The organism is Arthrobacter sp. NPDC093125, from assembly GCF_044754225.1.
Taxonomy (GTDB): Bacteria; Actinomycetota; Actinomycetes; order Actinomycetales; family Micrococcaceae; genus Arthrobacter.
In genome coordinates this window covers 1-22,143 of sequence record NZ_JBIVOQ010000013.1, presented here as the reverse complement: position 1 = coordinate 22,143, position 22,143 = coordinate 1, and the positions used below count along the sequence as shown (strand labels likewise).

General features: G+C 64.6%; 19 protein-coding genes. 12 read left to right on the top strand and 7 right to left on the bottom strand.

All coding sequences use genetic code 11. The annotated features are described in order from the left end of the window. Window positions 1–46: 46 nt before the first annotated feature. The gene (locus tag ACIP9X_RS18040) at window positions 47–970 is read right to left on the bottom strand and encodes an ABC transporter substrate-binding protein (protein WP_400481132.1); all 924 of its coding nucleotides are present in this window, start codon (window positions 968–970) and stop codon (window positions 47–49) included. Between the two features lie 401 nt (window positions 971–1,371). Here ACIP9X_RS18040 and ACIP9X_RS18035 point away from each other — a divergent pair, with 401 nt between their 5' ends. The 9 genes from ACIP9X_RS18035 to ACIP9X_RS17995 all read left to right on the top strand — a co-directional run bounded on the left by ACIP9X_RS18035 (window position 1,372) and on the right by ACIP9X_RS17995 (window position 10,754). Continuing rightward, a complete protein-coding gene (locus ACIP9X_RS18035; RefSeq protein WP_400481131.1) occupies window positions 1,372–2,046 on the top strand; it encodes a haloacid dehalogenase type II in 675 nt (224 codons plus the stop codon). 28 nt (window positions 2,047–2,074) lie between these two features. Continuing rightward, window positions 2,075–3,352 carry an NAD(P)/FAD-dependent oxidoreductase gene (locus ACIP9X_RS18030; protein ID WP_400481130.1) on the top strand — a complete coding sequence of 426 codons (1,278 nt, stop codon included), beginning with the start codon at window positions 2,075–2,077 and terminating at the stop codon, window positions 3,350–3,352. A gap of 72 nt (window positions 3,353–3,424) precedes the next feature. After that, window positions 3,425–4,951: an aldehyde dehydrogenase family protein gene (locus ACIP9X_RS18025; RefSeq protein WP_400481129.1), complete on the top strand. Its 1,527-nt coding sequence runs from the start codon at window positions 3,425–3,427 to the stop codon at window positions 4,949–4,951. Next, window positions 4,948–6,042 carry a tartrate dehydrogenase gene (locus ACIP9X_RS18020; RefSeq protein WP_400481128.1) on the top strand — a complete coding sequence of 365 codons (1,095 nt, stop codon included), beginning with the start codon at window positions 4,948–4,950 and terminating at the stop codon, window positions 6,040–6,042. The genes ACIP9X_RS18025 and ACIP9X_RS18020 overlap by 4 nt, the downstream gene beginning before the upstream one ends. Continuing rightward, a complete protein-coding gene (locus ACIP9X_RS18015) occupies window positions 6,039–7,025 on the top strand; it encodes a D-2-hydroxyacid dehydrogenase (protein WP_400481127.1) in 987 nt (328 codons plus the stop codon). The genes ACIP9X_RS18020 and ACIP9X_RS18015 overlap by 4 nt, the downstream gene beginning before the upstream one ends. A gap of 44 nt (window positions 7,026–7,069) precedes the next feature. Then, complete coding sequence (gene aspA / locus ACIP9X_RS18010; RefSeq protein WP_400481126.1) at window positions 7,070–8,521, top strand: aspartate ammonia-lyase; 1,452 nt, start codon at window positions 7,070–7,072, stop codon at window positions 8,519–8,521. 9 nt (window positions 8,522–8,530) lie between these two features. Next, a complete protein-coding gene (locus ACIP9X_RS18005; RefSeq protein WP_400481125.1) occupies window positions 8,531–9,574 on the top strand; it encodes an NAD(P)-dependent alcohol dehydrogenase in 1,044 nt (347 codons plus the stop codon). 36 nt (window positions 9,575–9,610) lie between these two features. Continuing rightward, window positions 9,611–9,889, top strand: a complete 279-nt coding sequence (locus tag ACIP9X_RS18000) for a hypothetical protein (RefSeq protein ID WP_400481124.1) — start codon at window positions 9,611–9,613, stop codon at window positions 9,887–9,889. A gap of 97 nt (window positions 9,890–9,986) precedes the next feature. Next, complete coding sequence (locus ACIP9X_RS17995; RefSeq protein WP_400481123.1) at window positions 9,987–10,754, top strand: hypothetical protein; 768 nt, start codon at window positions 9,987–9,989, stop codon at window positions 10,752–10,754. Between the two features lie 159 nt (window positions 10,755–10,913). Here the strand turns inward: ACIP9X_RS17995 and ACIP9X_RS17990 are convergent, their stop codons facing one another. Together ACIP9X_RS17990 and ACIP9X_RS17985 are read right to left on the bottom strand one after the other, a co-directional pair. Further along, a complete protein-coding gene (locus ACIP9X_RS17990; RefSeq protein ID WP_400481122.1) occupies window positions 10,914–11,615 on the bottom strand; it encodes a type 1 glutamine amidotransferase domain-containing protein in 702 nt (233 codons plus the stop codon). A 63-nt stretch (window positions 11,616–11,678) separates the two neighbouring features. Beyond that, window positions 11,679–12,968 (bottom strand): class I SAM-dependent methyltransferase, encoded by a 1,290-nt coding sequence (locus ACIP9X_RS17985; protein ID WP_400481121.1) that lies wholly within the window; start codon window positions 12,966–12,968, stop codon window positions 11,679–11,681. A 203-nt stretch (window positions 12,969–13,171) separates the two neighbouring features. Here ACIP9X_RS17985 and ACIP9X_RS17980 point away from each other — a divergent pair, with 203 nt between their 5' ends. The 3 genes from ACIP9X_RS17980 to ACIP9X_RS17970 all read left to right on the top strand — a co-directional run bounded on the left by ACIP9X_RS17980 (window position 13,172) and on the right by ACIP9X_RS17970 (window position 16,755). Continuing rightward, a complete protein-coding gene (locus tag ACIP9X_RS17980) occupies window positions 13,172–13,636 on the top strand; it encodes a hypothetical protein (protein WP_400481120.1) in 465 nt (154 codons plus the stop codon). A 765-nt stretch (window positions 13,637–14,401) separates the two neighbouring features. Beyond that, on the top strand, window positions 14,402–16,036 hold the full coding sequence (locus tag ACIP9X_RS17975) for an alkaline phosphatase D family protein (RefSeq protein WP_400481119.1): 1,635 nt from the start codon (window positions 14,402–14,404) through the stop codon (window positions 16,034–16,036). A 119-nt stretch (window positions 16,037–16,155) separates the two neighbouring features. After that, the gene (locus ACIP9X_RS17970; protein WP_400481118.1) at window positions 16,156–16,755 is read left to right on the top strand and encodes a DNA polymerase III subunit epsilon; all 600 of its coding nucleotides are present in this window, start codon (window positions 16,156–16,158) and stop codon (window positions 16,753–16,755) included. Window positions 16,756–16,818: 63 nt separating this feature from the next. Here the strand turns inward: ACIP9X_RS17970 and ACIP9X_RS17965 are convergent, their stop codons facing one another. From ACIP9X_RS17965 to ACIP9X_RS17950, 4 genes are all read right to left on the bottom strand, one after another. Continuing rightward, a complete protein-coding gene (locus ACIP9X_RS17965) occupies window positions 16,819–17,001 on the bottom strand; it encodes a PspC domain-containing protein (RefSeq protein ID WP_400481117.1) in 183 nt (60 codons plus the stop codon). 215 nt (window positions 17,002–17,216) lie between these two features. Continuing rightward, window positions 17,217–19,565, bottom strand: a complete 2,349-nt coding sequence (locus ACIP9X_RS17960) for a multicopper oxidase domain-containing protein (RefSeq protein WP_400481116.1) — start codon at window positions 19,563–19,565, stop codon at window positions 17,217–17,219. Window positions 19,566–19,720: 155 nt separating this feature from the next. Then, a complete protein-coding gene (locus ACIP9X_RS17955) occupies window positions 19,721–21,091 on the bottom strand; it encodes a GAF domain-containing serine/threonine-protein kinase (protein WP_400481115.1) in 1,371 nt (456 codons plus the stop codon). A gap of 247 nt (window positions 21,092–21,338) precedes the next feature. Continuing rightward, a complete protein-coding gene (locus ACIP9X_RS17950) occupies window positions 21,339–21,596 on the bottom strand; it encodes a hypothetical protein (protein WP_400481114.1) in 258 nt (85 codons plus the stop codon). Window positions 21,597–22,143: the final 547 nt, after the last annotated feature.

Below are 22,143 nucleotides of genomic sequence, written 5' to 3'. Positions count from 1 at the left end.
TTGCTTCACTTCCTTTGTTGGTAGCTGTGACCATGGAGGCGTCCCGCTAGTTCAGCTTGGCATCGGTGATGGCCCCGGACTCGAGACCCCAGTTCTCCAGGGACTCCTTGTACTCCGGGGTCTCAAGGACGGACTGGAGTGCTGTCTGCATGGCCGGGGTCAGCGGCGAGCCCTTCTTCAGGCCGACGGCGGTCACGTCGCTGTTGCCGACGTTGACCCGGCCGATGATGGTGAAGGAGCCCGGCTGCTGCTTCTCTGCCCACCCGAGCGAGGTTGTGTCGTAGAGGACGCCGTCGATCCGCTTGGAGTGCAGCTGGGTCAGGGCCTCCTGGACGTTGGGCAGCGTCACGGCGTTGATCGCCGGCTGTCCCTTGGAGGTGCAGGTCTGCTCGTTAAGGGCCGGGAGGCGCTTGAGCTGGCCGGTCGAGCCCTGGGTGACGGCGATGTTCTTGCCGCACAGGGTCTCGACGGTGAGGTTCAGCGGGTTCCCCGCGGCTACGGCCACAGAGTTGCCGGCCTTGAAGTAGTCGATCATATCCAGGACTTTGAGCCGCTCTTCAGTCTTGGACATGGTCGTGGCAGTGAAGTCGAAGCGGCCGCCGTCAAGGCCGGGAACGATCGTGTCGAACTTCGTGTCCACGAACTTCAGCTTCAGGTCAAGCTTCTTCGCAATGAGTCGGGCGATGTCCGGGTTCAGGCCGATCGGGGTCACGTTGTCATCAGCGAGGAAAGTGGTTGGCGGATAATGCAGATCCATCGCGACCGTCAGTTCGCCCTTGTCTTTGTAGGACTGGGGGAGCAGCTTGACTGCAGCCGGATCAGGCTGGATGCCCTCCGAGATGTCAGCTGTATTCGATGTCTTCGAGCCGCTCTCGGCCGGGTCGCCGGTGGCAGCGCCGCCACAGGCGGTCAGGGCCAACAGGACGGCCAAGCCTGCCGCTGCGCTCTGAACTTTGTTTCTGGTCTTCATGGTGCTTCCCTTCGAATGGTTTCGGATTGGACTGGTCCACCAAAACAGTGCCTATATCGCCGTACCGCCGGGTCTGCGCCTCTGGTTGGAGGTCGGTCGGCGCTCCGGCGGGTCGTCCTTCATGCGGGGCTGTGATCCGGATCTCGTTCCGCATCTAACCCAATGCAACCCCCTGAACCGCAGATTGTCAACAATTGACGAAAAGAAAAATGATGGGCAAACACGGGAGGCAGACGGAGCCTCTAAACTGTTGACAATTTACAATTTGGCGTCCTAGAGTCGATGGTATCGGCAGCAGAGTGCTCGTCTCGGAGACCAACCCACAACGCTCTGTGCATGCCTTGGAACCCGGGAGGCTCAAGCCCCGGGCCTTCAACACAACTTCAAGAAACGGACGAATCATGGCAGATACGAACTTCCGGCCGAAGTACATCTCTTTTGATATCTACGGCACTCTCATTAACTTCGACATCGACCCCACCACGCGCCGTCTGCTTGATGGCCGCATCTCTGAAGAGCAGTGGCCGACCTTCAAGAAGCAGTTCCGTGGGTACCGGTTCGACGAGGTCCTTGGCGACTACAAACCTTACGAGCAGATCCTCCAGGATTCCTTTGACCGGGTGTGCAAGCGTTGGGGCATCGGGCCGACCCCGGGTGCGGGCGCAGAGTTCGCTGAGGCTGTTCGCGGCTGGGTTGCCCACGAGGACGTGCCGGCTCCGCTGAAGCTCATGGGCGACAACTACAAGCTGGTGGCTCTGTCCAACGCCGATGACAGCTTCCTGGACATCAGCATTCCCAAGCTCGGCGCCGACTTCCACGCAGTGCTGACCGCCGAGCAGGCGCAGGCCTACAAGCCGCGTTACCAGGCGTTTGAGTACATGCTCGATACCCTGAACGCCAAGCCGGAGGACTTCCTGCACATCTCCTCGCACACCCGCTATGACGTGCACCCCATGCACGACATGGGCTTCCGGAACCTCTGGCTGCTGGACCGTGGCTATGACCCCATTGGCCCGGGCTACGACTTGAACGTTGCTAAGTCCCTGGACGAGATCAACAAGCACCTCGGTCTCTAACGACGACGACAAAGCGAAAGGTCAACCCGTGAAACTCATTCCTTACTGGCTGGACACTGCCGAGCCTTCAGCCGACTACCGGCGCACTCCGGTCCCCGAAAACGTCGATGTCGCGATCATCGGCGCCGGATTTACCGGGCTGTCCGCGGCCCTGGAATTCGCCAAACAGGGCGCTAGCGTTGCTGTTTTCGAGCGTCACACCGTGGGGTGGGGCGCGTCGGGCCGTAACGGGGGAATGGCGACCACCGGTTTGGCCATCGGCTTCAGCACCGCGGTCAAGCGCTACGGCGAGGTGCGTGCAGTGGAGTACTTCCGCGAGTACAACGATGCCATCGACAGCATCGAGAAGCTCGTCCACGACCACGCCATTGACTGCGACTTCAACCGTTTCGGGAAGCTCTCGCTGGCCTTCCACGAGTCGCACAACGACGGCTTCAAGAAGTCTCAGGAGCTGCTGGCCAAACTGGTCGATCACCACGTTACGGTCATCCCCAAGTCCGAGATCCACAGCGAAATCGGTACGGACTTCTACCAGGGCGCGATGATGGACCCGCTGGGCGCAGGCTTGCATGTTGGCAAGTTCGTGCACGGGCTGGCGAAGGTGGCCGTTGAGGCCGGAGCAGACATCTGCGAGAACGCAGCTGTCACCGAGCTGAAGAAGGTCTCCGGCACGGTGCACGATGTGCACACAACACGGGGCATCACTCGTGCCAAGCAGGTCCTGGTCGCCACCAGCGGTTACACCGGCGGTGTCACCCCGTGGCTGCAGCGCCGCGTGATCCCGGTGGGCAGCTTCATCATCTGCACCGAGCCGCTGCCCGAAGACGTGGTCAACCGCATCCTGCCCAACCGCCGCCAGGCCTCGGACAGCAAGATGCTGACCTACTACTTCCGGATCACCCCGGACAACCGGCTGCTCTTCGGCGGCCGCGCCCGCTTTGCGCTCTCCAGCCCGGACTCGGATGTCAAGAGCGCCGAGATCCTGCGCAAAGCCATGCTCGAACTCTTCCCCTACCTCTCCAAAGCCAAGGTGGACTACATCTGGGGCGGACTGGTGGACCTGTCCATGGACCAGATGGTCCACGCCGGGCTCCACGACGGCCTCTACTACTCCCTTTGCTACAGCGGACACGGGGTGCAGATGGCCGCGCACATGGGTAAGCGCATGGCCCACTACATGGCCGGCGACAAGAGCGCCAACGTCTGGGAAGACCTGAAGAACCCGCCCGTACCAGGCCACTTCGGCCCGCCCTGGTTCCTGCCCTTCATCGGCGCAGCAGCCAAGATCATCGACCGGGTCAAGTAAGCCCGGCGATCCAAGTAACAGCCGACTCACTTAGCCGCCTCATTTAGCCGACTCACTTAGACAAGGGACCACATGTCGCCAACGACGACCCTCGCTGACGCGCGCCCGGAAACAGGGTACAGCCGGGCAAAAATCGCCAACCTTCCCGGGGGAGCCTTCATTGAAGGACAGTGGCAGACCGCTGACCTGACCGTGGAGGTCCGGGATCCGGAGGACGGCCTGCTGTTGGGGCGGGTCTGCACGTCAACTCCCCAGGACGTGCGCCGGGCCATCGCCCACATTCATCGCCACCTGCAGATTCAGGAGTGGCCGTTGCGCTCCCGCCGGGAGGCGCTGGAAAAGGCTGCCCTGCTCCTTGGTGAGCAGTCTGCGCGGTTCGCCGGGATCATTGCTGCCGAGAGCAGCAAGACCATCACCGAGGCCGAGCGCGAAGTTCGCCGCTGCATCGAGACGCTTCGGCTGTCCGCGGCCGCCTCGAACGAGTTGACGGGGGAGACCCTGGGGTTCGAGGACAGCATGGCCGGCGGGAACAAGATCGGCTGGTACAGCCGGAAACCGGTGGGCATCGTCGCGGCGATCACCCCGTTCAACGACCCGCTGAACCTCGTGGCACACAAGCTGGGCCCGGCCCTGATCGGAGGCAACGGCGTCGTGCTTAAACCCTCCACCCGGACCCCGCTGACCGGGCTGGCCTTTGTCCGGCTGCTGCTGGAGGCCGGCGTCCCGGCCGGGCGCCTCGCCGCGATCGTGACCGGTCCCGGTGTCTCCACGGCGCTGGTCACCGACCAGCAGGTGGACCTGATCTCCTTCACGGGCGGCCCGGCGACGGCGGACCGCATCGCCGCCGCCGCCGGGTCCAGGAAGATCCTCTCTGAACTCGGCGGGAACAACGCCACGATTGTCTGCGCCGACGCTGATGCGCAGGCCGCGGCCAAGGCTATCGTTGCCGGGGCCTTCGGAGTTGCCGGGCAGAACTGCCTGTCCGTGCAGCGCGTCTACGTGCACATCTCGCTGTTCGAGGAAATCCTGGAACAGGTGACCATCGGCACCAAGTCCCTCACAACGGGACCCAAGATGGACCGGGCCACCGACGTCGGTCCGCTGATTTCCGACGACGAAGCCAAGCGGGTCGAAGAGTGGGTGGAGGAGGCAAAGGCCGCCGGCGCCCGGATCCATGCCGGCGGGCGGCGGCGCGGGACCTTCTACGAGCCCACCGTCCTGACCGACGTCCCCTCGGAATGCCGGGTCATCCGGGAGGAAGTCTTCGGGCCGGTGGTTTCCCTCATCCCGTTCATCGAGATCGCAGACGCCATCCACGACGCCAACAACACCGCCTACGGACTGCAGGCAGGCGTCTTCACCCAGTCCGTCGACACGGCCTTGAACATCGCCGACAGGCTGGACGTAGGTGCTGTGGTCATCAACGAGACCAGCGACGTCCGCATCGATTCCATGCCCTTTGGCGGATTCAAAAAATCCGGCGTCGGCCGCGAAGGCGTCCGCTACGCGGTCCACGAGATGACCGAACCAAAGAGCACCATCATCAACCTTGCAGAGCAGCCGCGCTGGCAAAGCCTCGGGCTGACGGAGAAGTCATGAACACCCACAGCATCGCTGTCATCGCCGGCGACGGCATCGGCAAGGAAGTCGTTCCGGCGGCCATCGCCTGCCTGGAGCGGATCGCGGACCTGTATGCGCTGAACCTGGAGTTCACGCATTTCGACTGGGGCTCGGACTACTACCTCGAACACGGGCGGATGATGCCCGTGGACGGGCTGGACCAGCTTGCCCGCCACGACGCGATCTTCCTCGGCGCCGTCGGCTCCCCGGAGGTACCGGACACCGCATCGCTGTGGGGGCTGCTGATCCCTATCCGGCGGGAGTTCCAGCAGTACATCAACCTCCGCCCGGTCAAAACGCTCGACGGCGTCACCTCGCCGCTTGCGTCCAAGGAACCGATCGACCTCCTGATCGTCCGGGAAAACAACGAGGGCGAATACTCCGAGGTCGGCGGGCGGATGTACCGTGGGCTGCCGCACGAGACCGCGGTACAGGAAACCATCTTCACCCGCCTCGGCGTTTCCCGGGCGGCCCGCTTCGCGGCAGCCCTCGCCTCATCCCGGTCGGGGAAGCTGACGTCCGCGACGAAGAGCAACGGCATCATCCACACCATGCCCTTCTGGGACGAGGTCGTGGAGGAAACCGTCCGGCAGTACCCGGGCGTCACGGTCACCCACGAGTTGGTGGATGCCCTGGCCGCGCACCTGGTCCTGAAACCCTGGACCCTGGACGTCATCGTTGCCTCCAACCTGCTCGGTGACATTCTCTCGGACCTGGGCAGCTCCGTCACCGGGTCCATCGGGCTCGCGCCGAGCGCGAACCTGAACCCGGAGGGTGAGTTCCCGTCCCTGTTCGAACCGGTCCACGGCTCGGCACCGGACATCGCCGGCAAAGGCCTGGCCAACCCGGTCGGCCAGATCTGGTCCGGGGCGATGATGCTCGAACACCTCGGCCACCCCGACGCCGCCTCGCACCTGCAGGCAGCGTTCGAGTCCGCGCTGCGTGACGGGCACGGTACCCGCGACGTGGGCGGCACCTCCTCGACGTCGGAGTTCACCGCCGCCGTCCTGACCGCCATCGACGCCTTGGTTCCGAACCATGTATCCGTCGTCGGGACTGCGGCGTCATGACCGCCGCAGTGACGGGCAGCAGGCGGCCGGTTGTCGCGGCCCTGTACCGGGAGGCGCTGCCGCCGCGTCTGGCCGAGATCGAGGAGCTGGCCGAGGTCCGGCTGACCAAGGCCGACGGTCTGGCGGAGGCGCTGGACGGCGCGGATGTGCTGTACCAGTGGCACTCTTTCTCGCCGGCCTTGAAGGAGAACTGGGGTGCAGCCGCGACCCTGAAATGGGTCCACGTCTCAGCGGCCGGCGTCAGCCAGTTGCTCTTTGATGAGCTCATCCGCAGCGACATCACCTACACGAATTCCCGCGGTGTCCTCAGCCGTTCCATCGCCGAGTTCGCGCTGGGGTTCGTGCTGGATTTGGCCAAGGACGCGCAGGGTTCGTTCCGGCTGCAGCAGCAAAAGCGCTGGCAGCACCGGGTCACCCGCAAGATCCAGGGCCAGAGCGCGCTGGTGGTCGGCACCGGATCCATCGGCCGCGAAACCGCCCGGCTCTTCCGCGCCGTCGGCATGAACGTCGACGGCGCCGGCCGCACCGGCCGGGACGGGGACGCCGAGTTCGGGCGCATCCACTCCTCCCGCGACCTGGCCAAGGTCGTGCAGGACTATGACTACCTGGTCCTCGCCGCGCCCCTGACCAACGACACCAGGGGACTGGTCAACGCCGAGGTCCTGGCCGCCATGAAGCCGACCGCGCACCTGATCAACGTCGGCCGCGGGGAACTCGTCTACACCGGAGCCCTGACCGAAGCACTCGCCGCCGGCTCCATCGCCGGCGCCGCCCTGGACGTCGTGCACCCCGAGCCCCTGCCCGAAGGACACGCCCTCTGGAGCATGGAGAACGTCATCATCACACCCCACATGAGCGGCGACACCGAAGACTACCTCGATGACCTCGGCAAACTCTTCATCGACAACCTCAAGCGGTACCGCAACACCGAACCGCTGCACAACGTCGTGGACAAATCCCTCGGATTCGTCGCCAGCTCCTGATCGCCCTTTAGTCCGCCATCCACCACTATCTGAAGCTGCGAGCAATGGCACAAACCACCGTATCGTCCCTTTTGCAACCCATCGGCAGCAGGACGGAGACCGACTTCATGGGCACCCGGCTGATCCCGGCCGGTGCTTACTGGGGCATCCAGACACTGCGGGCAGTGGAGAATTTTCCGATTACCGGTACTGCGATCTCCTCGTTTCCCCGGCTGGTCCAGGCACTTGCCCAAGTCAAGCATGCGGCAGTGCTGGCCAACTTCGATTTGGGCCTGATTGACAGGACCAAAAAGGAAGCCATCGTGCAGGCGTGCCATGACATTGAACAGGGTTTCCTGCGCGACCAGTTTGTGGTGGACGTCATCCAGGGAGGAGCCGGAACCTCAACGAACATGAATGCCAACGAGGTTATCGCCAACCGTGCGCTGGAGCATCTGGGACTGGCGAGGGGCCAGTACTCGGTGATCCACCCCAACGGGGACGTGAACATGGGCCAGTCAACCAATGATGTTTACCCCACCGCGATTAAGATCGCGACTATCAAAGGCGCCCATGAGCTGCTCTCCTCCATGACGCATCTCCGCGAAGCACTGCTACGCAAGGCTATTGAGTTCGATGACGTGGTGAAGGTGGGCCGGACTCAGCTGCAGGACGCGGTGCCCATGACCCTGGGACAGGAGTTCAGCACGTATGCGGTGATGATGGACGAGGATGAACGGCGGGTCCGCGAAGCGCTGGTCCATCTGCACGAGATCAACCTGGGCGCAACCGCCATCGGCACCGGCATCAACACCCACCCCCGGTACGCCGCCGAGGCATGCACACACCTGCAGCGCATCACCGGGCTGCCGCTGGTAACGGCCGGCAACCTCGTGGAAGCAACCCAGGACTGCGGAGCCTTCGTGCTGTTCTCCGGGACGCTGAAACGGGTGGCCGTCAAGCTGTCAAAGATCTGCAATGACCTGCGGCTGCTTTCCTCCGGGCCCCGGGCAGGCTTCGCTGAAATCAACCTTCCCCCGCGCCAGGCGGGGTCGAGCATCATGCCCGGAAAGGTCAATCCGGTCATTCCGGAAGTCGTCAACCAGGTGGCTTTCGAGGTCATCGGCAACGACGTCACCATCACCATGGCCGCCGAGGCCGGACAGCTGCAGCTGAACGCATTTGAGCCGGTGATCGCCCGGTCCCTGTTCGCCAGCCTCACGCACCTCAGCGCTGCCTGCACGACCCTTGCCGATCACTGCATCGATGGGATTACCGCCAACAAGGAATACCTTCGCTGCCAGGTTGAGGCGAGCATCGGCGTCGTAACCATCCTCAACCCGCTCATCGGGTACGACGCGGCAACCTCCATCGCACGCCATGCGCTGTCTACCGGCCGCAGCGTCACTTCCCTCGTTCTCGAACGGGGACTGCTCTCTGCCGCTGAGCTCGAAGAGATCCTCCGTCCCGAACACCTGGCAAACCCACAGGCCCGCATTACAGGCACCGAAAGCTAAGGAACTGCCATGCCCACCCTTGCCAAAGCCTACGTGGCCGCGTCTCCCACGACGCCCCTGGAACCCGGCACGGTTGAACGCCGCGATCCCGGTGACTTCGAAGTACGGGTTGCCATCAAATTCACAGGAATCTGCCACTCAGACATCCACACCGCCCGCGGTGACTGGGCGCGGGTTAGTTACCCGGTGGTCGTAGGGCATGAAATTGCCGGCGTGGTGGAGGCTGTCGGAGCCAAGGTGACCCGCTATTCCGTGGGGGACCGGGTGGGCGTGGGTTGCTTCGTGGATTCCTGCCGTGAGTGTGCCAACTGCCGTGCCGGGGAGGAGCAGTACTGTCTGAGCGGAGCCACGAGCACCTACAACTCTGTGGGGCGGGACGGCCTGCCGACCGCCGGCGGCTACAGCACCAGCATCGTGGTGGATGAGAACTACGTACTTCGGATTCCCGACGGCATTCCGCTCGATGCAGCCGCGCCTCTGCTGTGCGCCGGCATCACCATGTACTCGCCGCTGCGGAACTGGAATGCAGGGCCGGGGAAGCGCGTCGCGATCATCGGGATGGGCGGGCTGGGCCACATGGGCGTCAAGATCGCGGCCGCCCTGGGCGCGGAAGTCACGGTGCTGAGCCAGTCGCTCAAGAAGCAGGAGGACGCCATCCGTCTTGGGGCGCGGCACTACTATGCGACGTCAGACCCTGCCACCTTCGACATCCTGGCAGGTCACTTCGACCTCATCATCAACACCGTCTCGGCCGATATCGACGTCGATGACTACCTGTCCCTCCTCGATTTGGACGGCACCATGGTTCTTGTGGGGCTGCCTTCGAAGCCGCTGACCCAGCGCGCATGGTCCCTTGTCGGCTACCGGAGGAACCTGGCTGGGTCCAAGATGGGCGGTATCCGGCAGACGCAGGAGATGCTGAACTTCTGCGCAGCGCACGGGCTCGGAGCCGACGTCGATGTTATTCCGGCGAGCAAGATCAACGACGCCTACGACCGCGTCATTGCCAGCGATGTGCGCTACCGCTTCGTCATCGACGCAGGCACATTCTGAGACAACCCGTAAACAAGCAGAGAAAGGCGTTCCACCATGTCAGGTACACCATCCACACCCGTCACGAGCAACAGCCGTACCAAACATGGCGCGGCTGACCGGCCGAAGCCGACTAACTACAGCGTGGGCGACCGCGTGGTTTTTGAGGCAGAGGGGATCGCGGGGGCAGGGGTCGTCGATGACACCATGCCTGATGGTTCCGTTGTCTGGGTCTGGCCCGACGACGCCATGGGCCGGAAAATGCTCTACGCCGCCGATGCCCTGTCGGTGCGGTACGAAGACCGGTCACACAACCGACATACCCATTCCGAGTAAGGAGACTTCCGCATGTCCACACACGGGACTGACAGCCGCTGACCGGGCACCGCTACAGTTCTAGCCGACGGCGGCCGGTGCGACTTAGACTCCCTTTATGCCGATCACAAGCAATGTCGCGTGGGACGGGCGGCTGGAGCTTTTCAAGGGCAGGGACAGCACCCAGTACGTGAGGACGGCCGCCAGCACGGCCACGGCATGCGCCACCTGTGGGCTGCCGCTAACGGCCGACGAGCAGCTCTCCATGTCTGTTGCCGTTTCTGTGGGTACCGGACCCGACGGCACCGACTACCGTGCTTTCGATTGTTGCGTCTGCCACCGCGCGTGCTGCGTACCGGACCTCACGGTGCACGAGGGTGGTGTCGTGCCGGAAGAAGTGACCAGCGCCGGAGCGGTGATGGTGCTGCATTACAAGACCACGGCGGTCCCGGCGCTCGTTTTCACCCTGCTCCCGAACCTGACCTTCGGTGTGTCTGGCGCGGAATTTAGCTCCGTCCTGGTCAGCGTCCTGCTCGGCCAGGGCTTCCAGCTGGCGCCACGGGCGGACTGGGGTTTCATCCTCGGACACGCAGAAAGCGTTGGCTCCGAAACGTTCTGCACCCTGACCCCGCAAGGCCTTCTGGTCCTGCACGTGGCTGGGCAGGACATGTACACCCACCAGATGGACCGGTCAGAACCGGATGGAGCGGCCTGGCTGGAAGCAGCAGCGCACAGTGGAACGCTACTTGTCCTAGGCGGGGACAACCTGCTCATCACCCAATCCGGAGTCGATCTGTCTCTGGCCGCATCGCAGGGGACACTAGTTGCCGGCTTAGCAACCCTGATCAGCCGAGCGACCCCTCCTGTCGAGATTAGTCCTGAGTAGTTTTTTCGTGGCGCGCCGGGCTACCAACCCGGGCCTCTGGCCGCGTGTCCAACGCAAACGCCGTCAATTGCTGCCCCCGGCTCCGGGAATCCATGCTCGGGGCACCGCCGCGAGATCCAAAGCCTGGAGCAGGTGGCGCTGGCCAATTCCCGCCGCGGCCTATTCGGCGAGGGCCTTGATGACCTCCTTGGCCACGTCCTCACTGGACTGCGGGTTCTGGCCCGTGATCAGGTTGCCGTCCCGCACCACAAAGCTGGCCCAGTCCGGCCCCGTCTCCACATGTGCGCCCTTCTCGCGCAGCCTCGACTCCACCAGCCACGGCGTGTTCTCGCCGGTGCCGCCGCCCAGTTCCTCGGAGTTGGCGAAAACGGTGAGGCGGCGGCCCGCGAAGGCGAAGGCGCCGTCGTCGGCCGTGGCACTGAGCAGGCCCGCAGGGCCGTGGCAGAACGGGGCGATGATCTTGCCCGCGCCGTTCATCTCCACGAGGATCCGGCCGAGGTCCCTGTCCCGGAACAGGTCCGCCATGGGGCCGTGCCCGCCTGGCAGCACCACGGCGTCGTACGCCGAAGGGTCGACGTCGGCCAGCACCAGCGGCGCGAAAAGGTCGACGTCGATCATGTCCAGATACGTGCGGAAATCCTCCGCCCGCTCCTCGCTGCCGACTGCCTCTGCCTGAAGGCTGACCTTGTCCACGGTCGGTTTCACCCCGCCGGGAGTGGCGAAATCCACCATATGTCCTGCCTCGAGCAGCGCGCGGTGGGCCACCACCAGCTCTTCGGCCCAGTACCCCGTGGGGTGCTCGCTGCCGTCCTTCATGGTGAGCGAGTCGGCGGCGGATACGACCATCAGGATGGCGGCCATGGGATTCTCCTTTTGTGTGGGTTCTTGGTTTCGGCGGGCGTGATCAGCTTGGTTTCGGCAGGCTCAACCAGCTGTCCACTGCCGGAGGCGCAGCGGCGGCTCGGCGCCCCCGGGCTTTTGCAGCAGCACCTGGTTAACCCCGGTCAGCCCATTTTCGAACCCCAGCGCGCTTGACGCCATATACAACCGCCACACCCTGGCGCGGCCCGGCGACGTCAGGCGCACCGCCTCCTCCCAGTGCTCCTCTAGGTTCCGGACCCAGGCCCGGAGGGTCAGTGCGTAGTGTCGGCGGAGCGCTTCGACGTCGAGCACCTCGAAGCCCCCGCCCTCCAGCGCCACCACCATCTCCGAAAGGCTCAGCATCTCGCCGTCGGGGAAGACATACCGTGGGATGAAGGAGTCGGGGTCATCCTCCGCCGGCCCGGCGTTCCATGAGATGGCGTGGTTGAGCAGGCGGCCGCCGGGGCGGAGCAGGCTGTGCAGCTGCTCGACATAGCGGGGGAGTTGGGCGCGGCCCACGTGCTCGGACATGCCAATCGAGCTGATGGCGTCGAACGGCCCGTCCTCGATATCGCGGTAGTCCTGGACCCGCACGTCCACGCGCTCGGTCAACCCCGCCTCGGCCACGCGCTTGCGGACGAACTCCGCCTGCTCGGTGGACAGGGTGATGCCGACAACGTTCACACCGTAGCGCTCGGCGGCGTGCAGCACGAAGCTTCCCCAGCCGCAGCCAACGTCCAGCACCCGCATGCCCGGCTGCAGTCCCAGCTTGCGGCAGACCAGATCCAGTTTGGCTTCCTGCGCCTCTTCCAGGCTCGTGTCGTGGCTGTCGAAGACCGCGCAGGAGTAAACCATCGACGGGCCGAGCACGAGGCGGTAGAAGTCGTTGCCGACGTCGTAATGGTGGGAGATCGCCGCTACGTCCCGGTTCTTGGAGTGCCTGCGCCCGTGCTTTTCCACCCTAGCCTCCTCGGGGGGCGGCGCCGGATTCGGTCCCACCGCGCCGAGCAGGACCGCGGTGGTGAGCAGCGTCCCCAGCTCCCGGGGCGTCGGCCTGCTGAAGGGTCCCGGCTCGGCGAACTTCCCGGCGGAACTGAGCGCAGTGAAGGCCGCGAAGATGTCTCCGTGCGCCTCGATCTCGCCGGCCACATACGCCCGGCTCAGGCCCAGCTGCCCGGGCGACCACAGCATCCGCCGCAACGCCCGCCTCGACCGGAACTCGATCACCGGCGCATCTGCCGGACCCGCTTCCGATCCGTCCCATGCCAGCAGCCGGACAGGAATCTCCTCCGTGCCCAGGACAATGGCCAGCGCCTCCGCCAGCCGTGGTGCCACACCCGATGTCTTTGTCATACGCGTCGCCTCTCGTCCGGTGCCCCAGCTCGGCGGTCTGCCCCATTGCAGCCCCGTGGAAATAACGTACACAAGCCTCCCCCCGCCGGACAGTGAGACAAACTTGTCCGCCTCCCGAAACCTTTCCGCTCTGGACCGGAAATCCGGGCGGTGGGATCCTAATCGCAAAATGTCGAACGGGGGGAGAGAGGCTGGAGCCGACCATGGACGACGCGGATACACGCCAACGGCTGTCCGAGCGCATTGACCAGAAGCAGCAGACCATCCGCCTTTACCTGGGACGGGAGCGGCCCCGCCGGAACAGGCTCTCCAACATCAGCATCGTGGGCAGCGCGCTCGCCGCCATGCTCACCGCCGGGCCGGCCGTGGGCGGCACCGGATTCACGGAGGCGGCGCGCGGAATCTTCGCACTTCCCGACGACTCGGTTGTGTGGCGGTTCCTGTGCCTGGCCGCCGTCATCTTCTCCGTTGCGGCGGCGCTGGCGACGAACTTCGCCAACTCCCGGGCCCTGGGCGAGAAGGTCAGCGCGGCAGAGACCGCCAACGCGCAGCTGGAAGGCCTGCAGCTGTCGCTGAACTTCGGCAACCTGGCTGTGGACGAGGCCTTGAAGCTCTACCAGCAGGCCGTAGCGCAAGTAGCCTTCGTGGACGAGTTCAGGACCCGGTGAATTCTTCTTTACCAACAGAACGCACGACGGCGGGTGCCCAGCACATTGCCGGCCACCCGGTTTATTTGTGGGAAGGGGGCGCCATTGATCCGTTACGCGAGGAGCTCGCAGATGTCGGTGACCTTGCCGGGGCCTTCAAATGCGCTGTCCCTTGTCGTCCAGTACGAACTCTACGGTGCCTTGAGTCAGGTAAATGGCCCTCTCTGTCACCAACAGGAACGATGAGTACGTTTCTTCCCGTGGACGTCACAATTTGGAGGCCGGGCTCGCTCGTATCAATGTGGGTGGCACCGGTAATAACGTAGGTGACACTTTCCCCGGTTTGGATGCTGGTCAGGGTCACCTCCTGGTTGGGTGCGGTGATGATGATCGCACCGCCGGGAAGTTCGTTGACTCCTGACTTCCCGGTGACCACCGCCTCAATTCTGTAGCCGCAGTCTCTGTTGACGAACGTGAATGACCCGATTGGTTATGGAGGGGCAGCTGAAACGGGACCACCTCCTGCAACCAGCGCGGTTAAAAGGGCAGCCAGAATTAGCATTCTTTTCATTACAAACTCCATCGGAGATGTGGGTGGTAAAAACCGCACGATGAAAGGGCGTCGGAGACCTGCGGATAGAATGATGGGCACGGATATTCAGAGATGAAATAGACTCGACCACAACGCCTCCGGAAGTGCCCTCGGACAGCACTTCGGAAGCGTCACCACTCAAGCGTTCACTTCCCCGTCTCCACCGGTTCACCCGCGCCGTCAAGAGTGGCCCCATGACTGCTCTTACCCGCCGAAACATCCTCAAAGGTGCCATCGCCGCTGCCGGTGCTGCCGCCGTCGCACCCGTCACAGCCAGCCCCGCACTGGCCGGAGCCGCGCAGACAACCAGACACTCCGGCGTCGCACTGGTCCGCAACCGCCTGACTCTCCCGTCCGGCATCGCCACCGGCGACGTGACCGCCGGTTCGGGCGTCCTCTGGTCCCGCGCGTCGGGATCGGGACGCCTGGTGGCCAGCCTGCTGGCCGTCGACGACGACGGGTCCCCGCTCCGCGGCAGCCGCGCCTTCCAGCGGGTGCTGCGGGGGACCGCCGCCACCGAAGCCACCGATTTCACCTCCAAGATCAACGCCACTCACCTCCCGGCCGGCACGCGGTTTGCCCTGAGCATGCACTTCGAGGATGCCGAGGGCAATGCCGGCGAAACCGCCCGGGGATCCTTCGCCACCGCACCGGGAACGGGGCTTCTCCGCAGCGGCCGCACGCCGCGCCGCCAGAGCTTCGTCTGGTCAGGCGACACCGCCGGCCAGGGCTGGGGTATCAACGAGGACATCGGCGGCATGCGTGGCTACGCGGCCATGCACGCCACCCGCCCCGACTTCTTTATCCACTCCGGGGACACCATCTACGCCGACGGGCCGATCACCGCGCAGGTCACCGAACCGGACGGGCAGATCTGGCGGAACCACGTGACAGAGGAGGTCTCTAAAGTGGCCGAAAGCCTCAACGATTTCCGCGGCCGGCACCGCTACAACCTCATGGACCGCAATGTCCGCGCCATGTACGCCGAGGTTCCCGTGATCGCCCAGTGGGACGACCACGAGACCACCAACAACTGGTACCCCGGCGAGATCCTTACCGACCCCCGCTACACGGAGCGCCGCGTGGACGTCCTCGCCGCGCGTGGCCGCCAGGCCTGGCAGGAGTACCAACCCATCGCCCAGCTCGGCGACGGCAGCACTGGCTTCGAACCCGCCCGCATCTACCGCAAAATCTCCCGAGGGCCGCAGCTGGACATCTTCTGCCTGGACATGCGCACGTTCAAGGGCCCCAACACCGACGGCAAGGAAACCAGCCTCACCCACATCCTCGGCGAGGAGCAGGCGCGCTGGCTGATCAGGGAGGTCAGCAGGTCCAGGGCCACCTGGAAGGTAATCTCGGCCGACCTCCCGCTCGGCATCATCGTGCCGGACGGTCCGGTCAACCAGGAATCCCTCGCCAACCGCGACGCCGGCGCCCCCTTGGGCAAGGAACTCGAGATCGCCGGTGTGCTCTCAGCGTTCAAGCGCAACCGGGTCAAGAACGTGGTCTGGCTGACCGCGGACGTCCACTACTGCGCCGCCCACCACTACTCGCCCGAGCGTGCCGCCTTCTCCGACTTCGACCCCTTTTGGGAGTTCGTGGCCGGCCCCATCAACGCCGGCACCTTCGGTCCCAGCCAGATGGACGGCACCTTCGGCCCCGACGTCGCCTTCTACAAGGCCGGCGCGTACGCCAACCAGTCCCCGCGCACCGGCGAAAGCCAGTTCTTCGGCTATGTGGACCTCGACGAAGACGACGTCTTCACCGTCAGCCTCCGCAACGCCAACGGCACCGTGCTCTGGAGGAAAGCCCTGCACCCGGAGCGCTGACCGTTCATAATTGCGCTCCCGAGAGGAAATCCACTACCGGAACTGCGAAGATGTTCCGGTAGTGGAAGGGCCAAAGCAACGGCCTGACTTTTCACTTCAGCGCCAGGGGGAGGCAAGCAGTGCAGGGAATCAGTTTCACCGCCGTCGATTTTGCGACGGCTAACAGCGATAGAGCGTCGGTGTGCGGCGTGGGTCTGGCGAAGGTCCAGGACGGACGCATCGTGGACAAGGCCTCGTGGCTGATCAAGCCGCCGCCCGGCCTGGAGGAATTCGATCCCGTGAATATCGACATTCACGGCATCCGTCCCGAGGACAGCGGCAGTGCGGCCGACTGGGAAATGTCCATCGAGGGGATTCTGCACTTCACCTGCGAGGATCCTTTGGTCGCCTTCAACGCCCCATACGCCGCAGACGTGCTGCTGAGGGCGAGCGAGCGGCTGACACTGGACCTGCCCTCCAAAGACTTTTACTGCGTCCTGCAGTTGGCCCAGAACCACCTGGGCATGCCAAAACCAAGTTTGAGAGAGGTCTTGGCAGCCTTGAAGCTGCCGCCACTCGTACAGCCGGAGCCCGGCGCCAACGCGATGGCCTGCGCCAAGGTTGTGCTGGCTATCGCCCGTATGCGCAGGATGGGCAGCCTTGCGGACATCTGGAACGAGCCGGCGGTGACCGTCGGGCGCAAGCCGCAGGGCCGCCGTCGTAAGCATTCATCGGAGTAGGCATATCCCCGACCAGCGCGAACGGACACTTAAGGCCCCGTCACTTTCCGGCTGCCAGCCGAGCTATTTCTCCTTGGGGATGATGATCCACAGCGCGATATAGGCCAGCTCGCCGACTCCGAACAGGCCGAAAAGCACGAAGCCGATGCGGACGAGAGCCTTGGAAATTCCGAAGCGTGCCGCAAGGGCTGCGCAGACTCCGGCGATCATCTTTCCTTGCCTGGGCCGAACCATGATTGCGTCCATGCGGCCACACTAGCAGCCAGTGGCGGCGCCGTCAGCGGCCCGCTGGCCCTTTTGCTCCCACTAGACCAGCGCGAACGGACAGTTGGGGCCCTGTCCCAGCCGCGGACTCCCGCCAGCTGCGGCAGCGGCGGAAGAACCCCGACGACGGGCGGCCGGCGACGCTGGCAGCCCTCCCGCCGTCGAGCTTGGGGAACCTTCTCGGGGGAGCGGGGCGGTCAGGCGGCCGTGACCGTGACAGTCCGCGTCGCGAGGACCTGGCCGGTGATCCAGTGCTGGAAGTCGACGGCGATCGTGTACCTGCCGGGTGCCGGGGGACGCAGCAGGAAATCGAACTTCTCAGCCGCGCCGGACTTGATGATGCTGGTGAGCAGCGGCTGCCCGGCCACCGAGGGCTGAACGGCCGGGCCTGTTGGGTTGGGCGTGTTCCAGAACGGGCGGCCGTCATGGGCGATCAGTTCGGCGATGCGCACCGGCCTGCCGGCGGCGTCCATGAACCGGGTGCGCGTGGGGAAGTAGTCCACGTTCACCATCCGCACCAGGGTTGGCCTCTTGTTGCCGGCTACGACGTTGGCCTTCATGGTGGAGATGGCCCAGACCCGGTCGCCCCCTGGGCGGGCGGGAATGACGCCTCCCAGCAGGAAGAAGTGCCTGGGCTCGAAGCGGTTAAGGCCCGCGTCTTCGCCGGACAGCCCCGCGGCGTGGTTGAGTTCGTGCCACCGCGGATCGACCGAATACGGTGCGATCAGGGTTTCGGTGGCGATGTCGTAGAAGGGTCCTTCCGCGGAGTGGCGCCGTGTTCCCGCCGGGGCCGGGTTTGCCGGATCGGCTCGGGGATCCACGATGACCGCCCCGAACATGCCCATCTGGACGTGGAGGGGGGTGTTGACGTGACAGTGGTAGAAGTAGGTGCCGGCAGCGCCGCGGTTCGGGTTGCCGCGCTCCGCAAGCTCTGGCCGCCACTGGTAGGTGTATTCCCCCGTCACCTCGAAGGACGTATGGCCCACGCCGTCATTGCGGGGGTCCGGCTCGAGGCCGTGCCAGTGGATGGTGTGGACTTTCTTGCTCGGCTTGATGGTCGCGTGGAAGATCTGGCCTTCGGTCACCCGCACGAGCGGCCCGGGGAGCTGGCGGCCCGACTTCTCGTTCTCGAAGCTCCACACCTCGTGCTCGGAACCGTCGGGGAATTCAAGTTCCCTGCTGAAGAAATCCATTTCCACCGAGACGTGGGGGCGCAGCGGAAACTCGGTCTCGGGGCTGCCTTCGTGCGGCTGGTCCGAGGCGAAGTCAACCTGGCTTTGGAACGTGTGGTGGGCCTCGTCCTCCACGGTTCCGGGCAGGCCGGGCTCGGGTACCGGGTGCGCGGCGAGCGTCCAGTCGGACAGCAAACCGCCGGGGTAGAGCCCGCCCGCGGCCGTCTGGGACGGTTCAGCATGGCAGTGCATGGGATATTTCCAGTCCTCGTCCCGCGCGTTCCACACCTCGTCGACCACTTCCGGCGGACGGCGGACCGGAAGCATCGCTTCCTTCCGTTCCCCAGGCTGCAGCTGGACCGTGTCCTCCCACTGCTGCAGGACGACGTCGCCCGCGGGGCTGACCCTGCCGTTCGAGCGCGGGAAGTCGATACCATTGGCGCGCACCGTCCACACGTGGTTCCCGTGGTAGTGCAGCTGGTGGTCCACGATTCCTGCGTTGACCATCCGCATAAGGTGGCCGGTGCGGACTGCACCCGGGGCGGGGGATGCGCTGAAATTGCGCACATCGGTTTCCCGCGGAAACCCCGAGGGCAGCGTGTCCTCCTCACGATGCTTGTTGAACTCCTCGTCCGTAGTGAGGGCCAGCGCCTGGAAACCGGAGTATCCGTTGAGTGTGAAATACCGCGGCACCGCCGGTGTCGTGAGGGGGTTGACCGCCTGCCCCTGTGAGGCGAGGCGCGCCCAGTTCGGTGCCACGTCGTGGCACAGCCACAGCCACTGCCGTTCGAACTCGGGTCCGGTCGGACCCAGCCGCCAAGCATTCCGCGGGTCGATGACCACCAGCCCGCCATACAGACCCAGCGTCCGCTCCACCGGCTCGGTACCGGGATCGGAGAACAAGTACGTTCCTGGTGCCGGGGCACGGAACTCCAGGAGCTTGGATTTCCCGGGGGCAACCTTCCCGCTCCTGACGTGGACCCCCGCCGGGCCGGCGCTATGGAAGAGCAGCTCGTGCGGCTGCGACAGGTTGTTTTGCAGCAGGATACTGATGGTGCTTCCGCTTTCGGCGATCAGTGTCCGCTCCGGGAAGTAACTGGCCCAGTGCGCCCGCCTGGCGAGGAACTCCCGTTGGAACGCCGGGTCCGGGCGCAGGGGTGCCGGCCTGCCGTACGGCGGCGCAGGGGCCTTCAGCGGATAGATGCGGCTGGCGACGACTTGGCCGGCGGCCGTGAACACGCGCGGGCCCATCTTCAGCGCAGGCTTCGGATCGTTGATCAGGGTCCGCCTGTCGCCGAATCCCCGGTGGTAGACGAGCGATCCGTCCACCATCGGCAGAAATCCCTCGTTTATGTGCATGCTCAGGGGGCTCATGACAGCCCCCGGCACTCATTGCGGCTGGAAAGTGGGCTGGCGGTTGTGCAGGTATTCAGGAACATGTCCCCCCCAATAGCTGTTTGCGGACGCGCCCATCGTGCGGGGACAAGCTGGGGAAAAGCTGGGCCCTTGGGGGAACATATGTGGGGGGTCTAGGACGAGTCTACGTTCCGGCTTTCCAACCGGATCTCAAGGTCATTGACGACGACGGCGGCCAGGTCCCGCAGCGTTGCCGCCTCTTCGGGGGTCAGGACGCGCGGTTTGAAGTCCAGGATGCACAGGGTGCCGAGGTTGTAACCGTCACGGGTGGTGAGCGGCGCGCCGGCATAGAACCGCAGGCCGAATTCTCCGGCCACCAGCGGATTGGCGAGGGCACGCGGGTCCTCGGGTGCGTTTTCCACCACCCACAGGTCCTCCTGCAGAATGGCCGAAGCGCACAGGCCCGCATCCCGCCCGATTTCACTGGCCTCGAGGCCGTGGTGGGACTTGAACCAGATGCGGTCGTGGTCCACGACCGAGACGATGGCGATGGGAACCTCGAAAACCCTCGCCGTCAGTGCCGTGATCCTGTCGAAGGCGCCATCAGCCGGTGTGTCCAAAATGCGGTAGCGGTGTACGGCTTCCATTCGTGCGAACTCGTTTGGGGGGATGATGGCGGCGTCCACCTTGTGTTTTCCCCTCCTGTTGACGGCGAGGTCACCGAGCGCTTGGGCGACCTCGTATGTCGAGGGCCGCTCCTGCGGGTTTCTTGCGGTCATGGCCACCAGCAGTTGCTGCCATTCCGGATCCAGATCGTTCGGGATGGCCGGATCGTCGATCAGCCGGGCCAGGGCGCTCTGAAGGGGATCACCACGGAAGACGGGCTCGCCGGTGAGGCATTCGATCAGCACAAGGCCCAGCGAATACACATCGCTGGGCGGGCCGGCCGGCTCGGACTTCGCCTGCTCCGGGCTGAGGTACGCAGCGGTCCCCAGGACCCCGCCGGTGTCGTATTGCGGGCCGTCGGACATCAGGGCAATGCCGAAGTCCGTCAGCTTGGCACGCATCCGGGCGGCATCGTGGTTGTAGTCGAAAACCAGGATGTTCCCGGGCTTGACGTCGCGGTGGACCACGCCGTTTTCATGGATGTAGCTCAGCGCGTCGGCCAGGTCGTAGCCGATCTGCGCGGTGTGGCGCGGCGGCAGCGGGCCGTCCTGGAGACGGTGTTTGAGATCCGGGCCCTCGACGAGCTCCATCACGAGGTAGATGCGGGGCCGTCCCGGCTCTGTCCGGTCCACTCCGGCGTCCAGGAGCGTGACCAAACTGTGGTGGTTCAGGCGAGCGAGGACCTTGACCTCCGCGTCGTCGTCCTGGGGTGCGCCGGCGACCGCTGACTTGATGATCACTTTGACGGCGACGTCGCGGCCGAGGGATTCGTCAGTGGCACGGTAGACGTTGGCCATGGCTCCGGAACCTAGTTGTTCCACAATGCGGTACCTACCGCCGAGCGGGGTGCCTACTGAGATGCCGGGCAGTTCGTCCATGGGATACCTTGCGTTTTCCGGTCGCGTATCTTGTGGCGCGACGCGTCAATTGATGAGAAGTGCCGGCGGAATGAGGTCATTCCGGCCCTGGGCTTTGGCTACTGCGCGTGTGGCAGCATTGGATCATTAGGGTCCGGCGTGCTGCTACTCGGGCTGCTTCGCGGCCTGAACGTTGTTCATTCGACGACCGGCGTTAAACGAATCAGGAAGAGCCGGGACCGACCGGCTCTTCCTGAGAGGCACTGAGCTAGATCAAGCTCGGCGCGCTGGCAAGAATGTAGTCCGCGGCGGCCGGGCCGGTCATCGACAATTCATTCTTGTCAGGATCAATACCGAGGGCCTTCAAGCCCGCGCGGAGGGCTTCGGGGGTTTCGGGCTGGGTCTTGTTGATCAGGCTCCAGCTGGTGTAGAGGCCATAGAGCTCGTCCGGGGTGAGTCCTGTGTCGGTTTCCCGGTCCGCAGTGAGAGCTTCGGCTACAAAGCGGTCAAAGTGTGTTGCAGTCATTAGTTCGCTCTTTCATGGCATGCACGTCAATTCGCCGTTCTGCTTCAGCGACGCGGCCCCTCAAAAGACGGAGCCGGTCCTTGAAACTTATGCGAGACAGACTGTTCTGTCTAGTTAGTGTTCGCATACCACGTCACGCGCCGGTGGGCGGGGCGCGCGCTGGCTGCGCGATGGCCGGCTATGCGGCAGGCCACTCGCCGTCAGGTCTCCGGGCGGGACTATTGTTTTGCCGCATTCGCGGCGCCGTAGCCATGCGGGGAAGTCGATTTGCGTGGCCCGTTGGAGGTGTGTAAAGTAATTTGAGTCGCCGCCGCTGAAGCGGAAAAATAGCGACCGACCCCCACAGAACAGCCCGAAAACGGCGGCCTAAAACGGCGCGCTGAAACAGGCCGGGGACCTGCTTGGAACGCTCAGATCGCAGAAATGCGAATTTGCAAAGCAAAGACAAGTCGGGTAAGTTTGGAAAGTTGCTCCGGAGCGATCCTGAACGGGTGTTTGGGTGGTGCCGGGTGTGTCTGTTGTTTGAGAACTCAATAGTGTGCCAAGT